We start from the raw sequence: 11,353 nt of genomic DNA, 5'->3' as shown, positions 1-11,353 counted from the left end.
CGCCGAAGCGTTCCGCGCTGGTGAAGACATCGAGCCCGCATTCGAGCGCCGACATCGACAGCAACGCGGGCGTGCCGCAGACGAAGCGCCGGATGCCGCGCGCGGGCCGGTAGTCGGTCGTGAACTCGAACGGCGCGGCGTGGCCGAGCCAGCCCGACAGCGGCTGGCGCAGCTGCTCGCGGTCCATCCGCTCGGTGTGGCGCGGATGCGCCCAAACGAAGGCCGGCGCGCCCGGCCCGCCGTTCAGGTATTTGTAGCCGCAGCCGACGGCGAAGTCGGCGTCGGCGGCATGCAGGTCGAGGGGAACGGCGCCAGCGGAATGGGCCAGGTCCCAGACGACGAGGGCGCCGGCCGCGTGCGCCGCCCGCGTCGTCCCGGCCAGGTCGTGCATGCGCCCCGTGCGGTAGTTCACGTGCGTGAGCATGAGGACGGCGACGTCCTTGCCGAGCTGGTCGATCAGGTCGTCGGCGTGGGCGACGCGCAGCTTGAGGTCGGCCGACGCGGCCAGGCTCTCGGCGATGTAGAGGTCGGTCGGGAAGTTGCCGCGCTCGGAGAGGATCACGGTGCGGGCCGGCGCGTCGGCCCTCTGCAGCGCCAGCGCCGCACTCAGGGCCTTGAACAGGTTGACCGAGGTCGAGTCGCCGACGCTGACCTCGCCGGCACGGGCCCCGAGCAGCGGCGCGATGCGGTCGCCGACGCGGCCCGCGAGCTCGATCCAGCCGGCGCTGTTCCAGCTGCGGATCAGCCCCTGTCCCCATTCCTGTTCCGCCACCCGGGCGATGCGGTCCGGGGCGTGGCAGGGCAGGGCGCCGAGCGAGTTGCCGTCCAGATAGACCACGCCGTCCGGCAGGACGAAGGCATCGCGCAGCGGCGCGAGCGGGTCCTTGCGGTCGAGGGCCAGGCAGTCGTCGCGGGTCATGGCCGCACGACGGTAGCACCGGCCCGCCCGATGCGGTGTCGGTTAATTCGCACAGCCACGGCGTCTGCCGGCGCTTCGATGCGGCGTGCCTTGACACGCCTCGCCGGCCTGCCCTACGGTCGGCCGATGCCGATCGAGAACCGGGCCGTCCAGCCGCTGTCGCAGCTGGTGCTCGTCGGCCTCGCCACCTACTTCGTGACGGTGTGGGGCGCCGGCTTCGTCGCCTCGCGCATCGCTCTGCAGTACGCGGCCCCGTTCAGCTACATCGGCGTCCGCTACGCGATCGCCTTCGCCGTGGCCATGCTCGCCTTCGGGCTGCGCGCAACGTGGCCGGCGACGCCGGCGCTGTGGGCACACGTCGCCGTCGCCGGACTCCTCAGCCATGCCGGCTACCTCGGCGGCAGCCACTACGCGCAGGCCTGGGGCCTGTCCGCCGGCGTCACGGCGCTGGTCCTGGCCCTGCAGCCGCTGATGACCGCGGTGGTGATGGCCGGCTGGCTGCACGAGCGCCTGAGCGCTCGCCAGATGCTCGGCGTGGCGGTCGGCCTCGCCGGGGTCGCGCTGGTCGTCGCCCAGGGCGTCGAGGGCGGTCCGGTGCCGGTCGGGAGCCTGCTCGTCGTCCTCTGGGCGCTGGTCTGCGTCACCGCGGGAACGCTCTACCAGCGCCAGTTCTGCGCCGGCGTCGACCTGCGCTCGGCGGTGTGCATCCATTTCGCGGCCACCGCGGCGCTGATGCTGCCCCTCGGCGCCGCGGTCGAGGGCTTCCGCGTCGAGTGGAACGCGCAGATCGCCGGCTCCCTGGCGTACCACGTCGTGCTCGCGTCGATCGGCGCGTACTCGATCTTCCACGTGCTGCTGCGGCGCGGCCAGGCGACCGCGGTGACCAGCCTGCTCTACCTGACGCCGCCGGTCGCCGCACTCTGCGAATGGCTCGTCTTCGGCGTCGCGCCGACGCTGGTGATGTGGACCGGCATGGTCGTCGCCTGCGTCGGGGTGGCGATGGTCACGCGGCGCGGCGCCAGCCCCGTCGTCGCCTGAACGCGAGGCTCAGCCGATGCGCCCGAGCAGCAGGTACTCCATGAGCGCCTTCTGCACGTGCATGCGGTTCTCGGCTTCGTCCCAGACCACCGACTGCGGGCCGTCGATGACATCGGCATCGACCTCCTCGCCGCGGTGGGCGGGCAGGCAGTGCATGAAGAGCGCGTCCGGCCGCGCCGCGGCCATCATCTCGGCGTCGACGCGCCAGTCGGCGAAGGCCTTCATGCGCTCGGCGTTCTCCGCCTCGTAGCCCATGCTGGTCCAGACGTCGGTGGTCACGACGTCGGCACCCCGGCAGGCGTCGAGAGGGTCGCGGAAGGTCTTCAGGCAGTCGGTCCGCTGCACCCCGGCTTCGGCGGCGTCGATCTCGTAGCCCGTCGGTGTGCTGACGTGCAGGGTGAAGCCGAGGATGTCGGCGGCCTGCAGCCAGGTTGCCGCCATGTTGTTGCCGTCGCCGACCCAGGCCACCACCTTGCCCTGGATGCTGCCGCGATGCTCGATGCAGGTGAACACGTCCGCGAGGATCTGGCACGGGTGGAATTCGTTGGTCAGGCCGTTGATGACCGGCACGCGCGAGTTGGCGGCGAAGGCCTCGATCTTGGTCTGCTCGAAGGTGCGGATCATGACGATGTCGACCATCCGGCTGATCACGCGGGCCGTGTCCTCCACCGGCTCGGCCCGCCCGAGGTGGGTGTCCCCGGTGGTCAGGTTCACGACCGAGCCGCCCATCTGGTACATGCCGGCCTCGAAGCTGACGCGGGTCCGGGTCGACGCCTTCTCGAAGATCATGGCCAGCGTGCGGTCGACCAGCGGCGTGTACTTCTCGTAGTTCTTGAAGCGCGTCTTGATGGCCGCGGCGCGCTCGAACAGGTAGGCGTATTCCTCGCTGCGCAGGTCCCTGAACTGCAGGAAGTGCTTGATGAGCGTCATGCCCGGCTTCATGCCCGTCAGGGGGTGGCCCGCGGCTCGGCCAGGAAATCGCGGATCAGGGGGCAGAGCAGGGCGACCATCCGGTCCGCCTCGTCGGCGCTGAGGATGAGCGCCGGCAGGAGCCGCACGACGCGCTCGGCGGTGACGCTGATCATCAGCCCGGCCCGGGCGGCCCGGCCCAGCAGGTCGGCGCACGGACGGTCGAGCTCGATGCCGATCATCAGGCCCTGGCCACGCACCTCGACGACGCCTTCTGCCCCGGCCAGGTCGCGCTTCAGGCCGTCCATGAGGCGGCCGCCCACCGCGGCGGCGTTGGCGAGCAGGCCTTCGTCTTCCATGATGCGCAGGGTCTCGACGCCGGCCCGCATCGCCAGCGGGTTGCCGCCGAAGGTCGTGCCGTGGTTGCCCGCGCCGAGGACGTCGGCGGCGCGCGGGCCGCAGACCACCGCGCCGATCGGCACGCCCGAGCCCAGCCCCTTGGCCATCGGCATGACGTCCGGCCGGATCCCGGCCCACTGGTGCGCGAACCACTTGCCGGTGCGGCCCATGCCGCACTGGACCTCGTCGAGCATGAGCAGCCAGCCGCGCTCGTCGCAGATGCGGCGAGCTTCCTGGAGGTACTGGATCGTCGTCGGCCGGATCCCGCCTTCGCCCTGGATGACCTCGAGAAAGACGGCGACGACGTTCGGGTTCGTCTTCGCCACGGCCTCGAGCGCACCGACGTCGTTGAGCGGCACGCGCACGAAGCCCTCGACCAGCGGGCCGAAGCCGGCCTGGACCTTGGGGTTGCCGGTCGCCGAGAGCGTGGCGATCGAGCGGCCGTGGAAAGCCGCTTCGTAGACGATGATTTCCGGCCGATCGATGCCCTTGTCGTGGCCGAACTTGCGCGCGATCTTGAGGGCCGCCTCGTTCGCCTCGAGCCCGGAATTGCAGAAGAAGACGTTGGTGAGCCCCGACAGCTCGACGAGCCTGGCGGCCAGCTGCTCCTGCAGGGGCACGAGGTAGTAGTTCGAGCTGTGGATCAGCTTGCCGATCTGGTCGGTCAGCGCCGGCACCAGCTTCGGGTGGGCGTGGCCGAGGGTGTTGACGGCGATGCCGGCCAGGCCGTCGAGGTACTGGCGCCCTTCGGTGTCCCACAGCCAGCAGCCCTTGCCGTGCGACAGCGCGACCGGGACCCGACCGTAAGTCTTCATCACGTGCGGCTCGGCCGAGCCGGCGGTCCCGGAAGCGGCGGGGAGCTTGTCGGGCGCGTTCATGGTGGGGCTCCTCGTTCGGGGAGGGCGGATTCTAAAGGTCGCGCTCTCGTGAAGGCGTGCCTTGTTGCGCTGCAACAGCACGGCCATGCGACGGCGACAATCCGGCCGGTGAGCGAGCTGCGCGACGTCTTCATCCAGGGGGTCACGCGCGACGGCAGGCCGTTTCGCCCGAGCGACTGGGCCGAGCGGCTCGCCGGCGCGATGTCGTCGTTCCGGCCGGGTGGCTCGACCGGTGGCATCGCTTCCTACATCGGCTACTCGCCCCTGTGCGTGCCGCGCCAGTTCGGGCCGCTGCGGGGCATCCTGGTGAGCGCCGAACTGCGCGAGATCGAGCCCATGGCCTGGGACTTCGTCATGAACTTCGCCCGCGACAACGAGCTCGTCCTCTCCGATCCGCCCGGCGCCGAGACGGCGGCGCCCGAGCCGAGCTCGGACGACGCGCAGGCATGAACGCCCGCAAAGCGGTCCAGCCATGAAAAAGGCCCGCGGAGCGGGCCTTCGGGCTGGGGTGGGACGCCGCTCAGGCGGTGGCCAGCGCCTTGACCTTGGCGGCCAGGCGGCTCTTGTGGCGGGCGGCCTTGTTCTTGTGAAAGAGTCCCTTGTCGGCCACCGAGTCGATCACCGGCTGGGCGCTCTTGAAGAGCTCGACGGCCTTGGCCTTGTCGCCGGCGTCGACCGCCTTCTGCACGTTCTTGATGACGGTGCGGAAGTGGGAACGCTGGGCCGTATTGGCCGCGTTCAGCTTGATGTCCTGACGCGCGCGCTTCAGCCCGGAGGCGCTGCGAACGGTCTTCTTCTTGGCTTTGGAGGCGGTGGCCATGGGCGCTGCTGGATGGTTTTCGGCAAAGACCGCGAGTATAGCATCGGGGGGCCTTCCCACGAGCGTCAGCACCCCCGTCCCTGCCCATGAACCTGCTGCGAGCGGCATCGACGATCTCGCTCTTCACGCTCGCCTCGCGGATCACCGGGCTGCTGCGCGACATCGTCGTCGCCGCCACGTTCGGCGCCGGCGCCTCGCTCGACGCCTTCAACGTCGCCTTCCGCATCCCGAACCTGCTGCGCCGGCTGTTCGGCGAGGGCGCCTTCTCGCAGGCCTTCGTGCCGACGCTGGGCCGGCTGCGCGCCGCCGACGGCGACGAAGAGACGCAGCGGCTGATCGACGCCGTCGCCACCGTGCTGGCCGGGGTCCTGGTCGTGACCTGCCTGATCGGCATCGCCGCCGCGCCGGTAGTCGTCTGGCTCATGGCCTCCGGCCTCGAGCGCTACGACGAGGCCGTCGTCATGACGCGGGTGATGTTCCCCTACATCGGCTTCATCTCCCTCGTCTCGCTGTCGGCCGGCATCCTCAACACCTGGAAGCGCTTCGCGGTCCCGGCGGCGACCCCGGTCCTGCTCAACCTCGGGATGATCGGCGGCGTGTGGCTGCTGGCGCCCTGGCTCGAGCAGCGGGGCATCCCGCGCATCTACGCACTCGCCGGCGGCGTCATGGTCGGCGGCTTCCTGCAGCTGGCGGTGCAGGTGCCGGCGCTGGCCCGGATCGGCCGCCTGCCGCGCCTCGCCTTCCGCCCGGGCGCCGTCATGGCGGCCTGGCGGCATCCCGGCGTGCACCTCATCCTGCGCCAGATGGCGCCGGCGCTGCTCGGTGTCTCGGTCGCGCAGCTCTCCATCCTCATCAACACGCAGATCGCCTCGCACCAGGGGGTCGGCGCCGTGTCGTGGCTCTTCTACGCCGACCGTCTGATGGAGTTTCCGACCGCGCTCCTCGGCGTCGCCCTGGGCGCGGTGCTGATCCCGCAGCTGTCGGCGGCGCAGGGCCGCAACGACGCCGCCGCCTACTCGGCGATGCTCGACTGGGGCCTGCGCCTGGCCCTGCTCCTGGCGCTGCCGTGCGCGGCCGCCCTCCTGGTCTTCCCGGAGGCGCTGGTGGCGACGCTCTTCCAGCGCGGCGCGTTCGATTCGCTCGCCGTCGCGAAGACGGCCGTCGCCTTGCGTGCCTACGGCATCGGGCTGATCGGGCTGATCGGCGTGAAGATCCTGGCGCCCGGCTTCTATGCCCGGCAGGACATGCGGACGCCGGTGACGATCGCGGTCATCGTCCTGGCCCTGACGCAGGCGATGAACCTCGCATTCGTCCCGTTCCTGGGCCATGCCGGCCTGGCGCTCTCGGTCTCGCTCGGCGCGATCATCAATGCCGTCTGGCTCTTCATCGGCCTGAAGCGCGGCGGCTGGTACCAGCCCGCGCCGGGCTGGCGCCGCTTCGCCGGCTGCATCGTCCTGGCGACGCTGCTGATGGGCGCCCTGCTCGGCTACGCCGCCTGGCGAATCGACTGGATCGGGCTGGCCGACCGCGAGCTGGTGCGGGTCGGGGCGATGGCCGCCTGCCTCGCCACGGCCGCTCTCCTGTACTTTGGCGTATTGCTCGGCGCGGGCTTTCGCCCGCGCGATTTCTCTCGCCGCGGCTAGGCCTAAACTTGTCGAATGCCCGGTCCCTTGCTGCTGCACGCGCCGACCACGCTCGAGTATTTCGCCGCGCTGGTGGCCGACGACGCGACCTTCTCGGTGGTCGAGACGGCGATCTCGATCGCCCACGTCGACTACCCGTCGCTCGACTGCCAATCGGTGCTGGCCGAGATCGACCGACTCGCCGCCCGGCTGAAGTCGCGGCTCCCCGGCGATGCCGCCGCGATGCAGCGCCTGCGGCTCCTGAACCGCTTCTTTTTCCAGGAGCTGGGCTTCGCCGGCAACGTCAACGACTACTACGACCCGAAGAACAGCTACCTGCACAACGTCCTGCAGACGCGCCGCGGCATCCCCATCACCCTGGCCCTGCTCTACGCCGAGATCGCCGGCCAGGTCGGCCTGCCGGCGCACGGCATCTCCTTCCCCGGTCACTTCCTGGTCAAGCTGCGCATGCCGCAAGGCGACGTCGTCATCGATCCGTTCACCGGCCAGTCGATGTCGCGCGATGCGCTCGACGTGCTGCTGGTGCCTTATCGCCGCCGCCAGGGCCTGCCGGGCGGCTCGCAGCTGCCGCTCGGCCTCTTCCTGCAGGAGGCGGCGCCGCGCGAGATCGTCGCCCGCATGCTGCGCAACCTGAAGGAGATCCATCGCAGCAACGAGGACTGGCCGCGCCTGCTCGCCGTGCTCGACCGCCTCGTGATCCTGCTGCCGTCGGCGTGGGAGGAGCGGCGCGACCGCGGCCTGGCCGCGGCCGAGCTGGGCGCGGTGCAGCCGGCGGTGGCCGACCTGTCTGCCTACCTCGAGCACGCGCCGCAGGCGCCCGACCGCATGGCCATCGCCGAGCGCCTGGTCGAGCTCGGCCACGGCGATCCTTCCCGCTTCCATTGACCGTCGCCCGCGCATTGCTTCGCACGCGATGCGCCTGACCGCCGCGCAGCGACGGGTCATCAACTGGGCGGCCATCGGCGCCGCCGCCGCCGCCTTCGTCTGGCTGCTGGCGCCGGTGCTTGCCCCGTTCGCCGTCGGCGCCGGACTCGCCTACGCCCTGCATCCGGCGGTCGACAAGCTGGCCCGGCGCGGCATGCCGCGCCTGCTCGCGGTCGTCCTGGTCGAGATTCTGGCCATCGTCGCAGTCACCGCGCTGGTCCTGCTCGTGGTGCCGATCCTGTCGAAGGAGCTTCCGCTGCTGCGCGACCAGCTGCCGGTGCTCGCCGAGCGCGTCAACCGCCACCTGGTGCCCTGGCTGGCGCAGATGGGCGTCGACATCTCGCTCGACGCGGCCAGCCTGCGCACGTTCTTCCTCAAGTACCTCGACGCCAACTGGGACGACAGCGTGGCGACGGCGCTGGCATCCGCGCGCATCGGCGGCAGCATCATCCTGGGCGTCGTCGGCTACGTCGTGCTCGTCCCCGTGGTCCTGTTCTTCCTCCTCAACGGCTGGCCGCTCTACATGCGGCGGGTCGTCGCCCTGGTACCGCCGCGACTGCGCCCGGGCTTCACCTCCTTTGCCGGCGAGTGCGACGCCGTGCTCGGCCAGTACCTGCGCGGCCAGCTCCTGGTGATGCTGCTGATGGCCGCCTACTACAGCGTCGGCCTGGCTTTGTTCGGCTTCGAGCTGGCAGTTCCGGTGGGCGTCTTCACCGGCCTGGCCATCTTCGTTCCCTACGTCGGCTTCGGCATCGGGCTGGTCCTGGCGCTGCTCGCCGGCGCGCTCCAGTTCAGCGGCTGGTACGGACCCCTCGCCGTGCTCCTCGTGTACGGGTGCGGCCAGGTCTTCGAGGGACTTTTCCTGACGCCGAGAATGGTCGGCCGGCGCATCGGCATGAGCGCCCTGACGGTGATCTTCGCGCTGTTCGCCTTCGGCCACCTGTTCGGGTTCGTGGGGGTCCTGCTCGCCCTGCCGATGAGCGCGCTCATCTCCGTCGTCGTCGCTCGCTTGCGGGCGAGCTACACGCAGAGCAGGCTCTACAACGGATGAGACAGATCCCGCTGGCGATCGGTGCCGAGCCGGCGCCCGGCTTCGCCAACTTCCTGCCTGGCGCCAACAGTGCCGCCGTCGCCCACCTGCAGCGTCTGGAGGCCGGGGCGCCGCCGGTGTACCTGTGGGGGCCGCCGGGCAGCGGCAAGACGCACCTGCTGCAGGCGGCAGTGCGGCAGGCCGGCGAGCGCGGTGTCCGCGCCGCGTGGTTCTCCGGCAGTGCGACCGCACCTTGGCAGACCGGCAGCGACGCGGACTGGCTGGTCCTCGACGATTGCGACGAGCTCGACGAATCGCGCCAGCACGCCGCGTTCTCCCTGTTCGTGGAAGCGACGGGCCGTGGCGCGGCCATCCTGGCCGCCGGACGCGTGCCGCCGGTCGACCTGCGCGTCCGCGAGGACCTGCGCACCCGGCTCGCCTGGGGCCATGTCTTCGCCCTGCAGCCGCTCTCCGAGCCCGAGGTGCGGGCGGCGCTGCGCCACGAGGCCGACCGCCGGGGCACCTTCCTTTCGGACGAGGTCATGGACTACCTGCTCACGCGATTCACGCGCGATCTCAAGCACCTGATGGCGCAGCTCGACCGGCTGGACGGCTTCGCGCTGTCGACCAAGCGCGCCATCACCGTGCCGCTGCTCAAGCAGATGCTGGCCGAGGAGGCGGGACGATGAGCGAATCGCAAGGACTGGCCCTGTTCGACCTCGATCACACCCTGCTGCCGATCGATTCCGACCACGCCTGGGGCGAGTTCATGATCGGCCTCGGCTGGGTCGACAGCGCCGCGTTCCGCGCCGGCAATGACGCGTTCTACGCCGACTACCGGGCCGGCCGGCTCGACATCGACGCCTACATCGCCTTCGCCGTCGAGCCCTTGCGGCGGCAAAGCGCCGCGGGCCTGGCCGCGGCGCACGGCCGCTTCATGCGCGAGGTCATCGGGCCGGCTCTGCATGCCTCGGCGCACGCGCTGGTCGATGCGCATCGCGAGCGCGGCGACCGGCTGGCCCTGGTCACCTCCACCAACGATTTCGTCACTGCGCCGATCGCCGCCGCGTTCGGCATCGAGACGCTGATCGCCACCCGCCTCCAGCGCGATGGCACAGGCCTCCCGACCGGCCGCGTCGACGGCGTCCCGGCCTTTCGCGAGGGCAAGCCCCTGCGTATCGGACAATGGCTGGCCAAGAGCGGCACGACCTGGACCGATTTCGAACGCATCAGCGTCTACAGCGATTCGCCCAACGACCTGCCGCTCCTGGAGCGCGCGACCGACCCGGTCGCGACCAATCCGTCACCCGAGCTCGCCGCCCTCGCGCGGGCGCGCGGCTGGCGCATCCTGAACTTGTTCGAATGATCAAGAACTTCATCAACAAGCTGCTCGGCAATTCGGGCGGCGCGAAGCGAAGCGTCGCCGGCAAGCGCGTCGAGGTCGGCAAGGAGCAGCACGGCATCGACCCGACGCTGGTCGACGAGCGTGCGGTCAAGGTCGTCTCGACGCTGGCCGAGGCCGGCTACGAGGCCTACATCGTCGGCGGCGCCGTCCGCGACCTGCTGCTCGGGCTGCGCCCCAAGGACTTCGACGTCGCCACCAACGCGACGCCGGAGCAGGTGAAAGGCCTCTTCCGGCGCGCCTTCATCATCGGCCGGCGCTTCCGCATCGTTCATGTCGTCTTCGGCCGCGGTCGCCAGGACCGCGGCCTGTCCGAGGTGATCGAGGTGTCGACCTTCCGGGCCACGCTCGATGCCGCGGCCGCCGACCAGGTGAGCGGCAACGAGCGCACGTCCCGGGGCGAGCTCGCCGGCAAGACCAGCGTCGTCGACGCGAGCGGCCGCGTCCTGCGCGACAACGTCTGGGGTCCGCAGGTCGACGACGCCGCGCGGCGCGACTTCACGGTCAACGCCCTGTACTACGAGCCTCTGCGCGAGATCGTCGTCGATTACCACGGCGGCCTGAAGGACGCCAAGAAGAAGCTGCTGCGCATGATCGGCGACCCGGTGGCGCGCTACCGCGAGGACCCGGTCCGCATCATCCGCGCCGTCCGCTTCGCGGCCAAGCTCGGCTTTGAGATCGAGCCGAAGACGCGCGCGCCGATCAAGGAAATGGCGGCCCTGCTCGACAACGTGCCGCAGTCGCGCACTTTCGACGAGATGATCAAGCTGCTGCAGACCGGCCATGCCCTGGCCAGCATCGTCGAGCTGCGAAAGCTCGGCCTGCACCGCGGCGTGTTCCCGGTCCTCGACGTGGCCCTCGACGAGGCGCAGTCATCGGGGGCGCGCGGCCGGTTCGTCCAGGCCGCGCTCGCCGACACCGATGCCCGCGTCGAGGCCGGCAAGCCGGTGGCGCCGAGCTTCATGCTCGCCGCCATGCTCTGGCACGACGTGCAGGAGCGCTGGAAGTCGCGCCAGGACGCGGGCGAGTCGTCGTTCCAGGCCCTCGAGCACGCCATCGACGAGGCCTTCGACGCCCGCATCGGCGACATCTCCGGCCGCGGCAAGCTGGCGGTGGATATGCGCGAGATCTGGATGCTGCAGCCGCGCCTCGAGCGGCGCGCAAGCGGGTCCGCGCCGGCGCTGCTCGAGCAGCCGCGCTTCCGGGCCGGGCTCGACTTCCTGCGCCTGCGCGGCGTCGTCGGAGAGGCCGACCCGGCCCTCGCCGAGTGGTGGGAGTCGCTGTACGCGGCCGACGACGACGAGCGCCGGCGCCTGCTCGAGAGCGCACGCGAGCCGCGCCCGCCGCGCCGCGTGGCCAAGCCGCGGCCGCCGCCGCGCGACGGCGATGCG

General features: G+C 71.0%; 12 protein-coding genes. 8 read left to right on the top strand and 4 right to left on the bottom strand.

What is annotated here, in order from left to right:
- Positions 1-919 (bottom strand): kynureninase (locus tag AC30N0_RS16265; protein WP_489518942.1); only part of this gene is annotated, 919 nt, incomplete at its 3' end.
- Positions 920-1,009: 90 nt separating this feature from the next.
- Between AC30N0_RS16265 and AC30N0_RS16260 the strand changes: the two genes are divergently transcribed.
- Positions 1,010-1,957, top strand: a complete 948-nt coding sequence (locus AC30N0_RS16260) for a DMT family transporter (RefSeq protein ID WP_489518941.1) — start codon at positions 1,010-1,012, stop codon at positions 1,955-1,957.
- 9 nt (positions 1,958-1,966) lie between these two features.
- On the opposite strand, the gene argF is transcribed toward AC30N0_RS16260, so the two are convergent.
- The gene (argF, locus tag AC30N0_RS16255; protein ID WP_489518940.1) at positions 1,967-2,899 is read right to left on the bottom strand and encodes an ornithine carbamoyltransferase; all 933 of its coding nucleotides are present in this window, start codon (positions 2,897-2,899) and stop codon (positions 1,967-1,969) included.
- 5 nt (positions 2,900-2,904) lie between these two features.
- Positions 2,905-4,143: an aspartate aminotransferase family protein gene (locus AC30N0_RS16250; protein WP_489518939.1), complete on the bottom strand. Its 1,239-nt coding sequence runs from the start codon at positions 4,141-4,143 to the stop codon at positions 2,905-2,907.
- Positions 4,144-4,251: 108 nt separating this feature from the next.
- On the opposite strand from AC30N0_RS16250, the gene AC30N0_RS16245 reads away from it, so the two are divergent.
- Complete coding sequence (locus AC30N0_RS16245; protein WP_489518938.1) at positions 4,252-4,593, top strand: DUF3579 domain-containing protein; 342 nt, start codon at positions 4,252-4,254, stop codon at positions 4,591-4,593.
- 70 nt (positions 4,594-4,663) lie between these two features.
- On the opposite strand, the gene rpsT is transcribed toward AC30N0_RS16245, so the two are convergent.
- Positions 4,664-4,963 (bottom strand): 30S ribosomal protein S20, encoded by a 300-nt coding sequence (rpsT, locus tag AC30N0_RS16240; protein WP_489518937.1) that lies wholly within the window; start codon positions 4,961-4,963, stop codon positions 4,664-4,666.
- 86 nt (positions 4,964-5,049) lie between these two features.
- Here rpsT and murJ point away from each other — a divergent pair, with 86 nt between their 5' ends.
- The 6 genes from murJ to pcnB form a co-directional block, all read left to right on the top strand.
- Entirely contained in the window at positions 5,050-6,606 is a 1,557-nt protein-coding gene (gene murJ / locus AC30N0_RS16235) for a murein biosynthesis integral membrane protein MurJ (protein WP_489518936.1), read from the top strand.
- A gap of 15 nt (positions 6,607-6,621) precedes the next feature.
- Positions 6,622-7,491, top strand: a complete 870-nt coding sequence (locus tag AC30N0_RS16230; RefSeq protein WP_489518935.1) for a SirB1 family protein — start codon at positions 6,622-6,624, stop codon at positions 7,489-7,491.
- Between the two features lie 28 nt (positions 7,492-7,519).
- The gene (locus AC30N0_RS16225; RefSeq protein ID WP_489518934.1) at positions 7,520-8,581 is read left to right on the top strand and encodes an AI-2E family transporter; all 1,062 of its coding nucleotides are present in this window, start codon (positions 7,520-7,522) and stop codon (positions 8,579-8,581) included.
- Positions 8,578-9,249, top strand: a complete 672-nt coding sequence (hda, locus tag AC30N0_RS16220; RefSeq protein ID WP_489518933.1) for a DnaA regulatory inactivator Hda — start codon at positions 8,578-8,580, stop codon at positions 9,247-9,249. The genes AC30N0_RS16225 and hda overlap by 4 nt, the downstream gene beginning before the upstream one ends.
- Positions 9,246-9,926 carry an HAD family hydrolase gene (locus AC30N0_RS16215; protein ID WP_489518932.1) on the top strand — a complete coding sequence of 227 codons (681 nt, stop codon included), beginning with the start codon at positions 9,246-9,248 and terminating at the stop codon, positions 9,924-9,926. The genes hda and AC30N0_RS16215 overlap by 4 nt, the downstream gene beginning before the upstream one ends.
- Positions 9,923-11,353: polynucleotide adenylyltransferase PcnB (gene pcnB, locus AC30N0_RS16210; RefSeq protein WP_489518931.1), on the top strand; the 1,431-nt coding region annotated here is incomplete at its 3' end. The genes AC30N0_RS16215 and pcnB, both read left to right, overlap by 4 nt.

Source organism: Rhizobacter sp. (assembly GCF_031412495.1).
In the GTDB taxonomy this organism is placed as follows: domain Bacteria; phylum Pseudomonadota; class Gammaproteobacteria; order Burkholderiales; family Burkholderiaceae_C; genus Schlegelella_A.
This window is presented reverse-complemented; position numbering and strand designations above follow the sequence as displayed.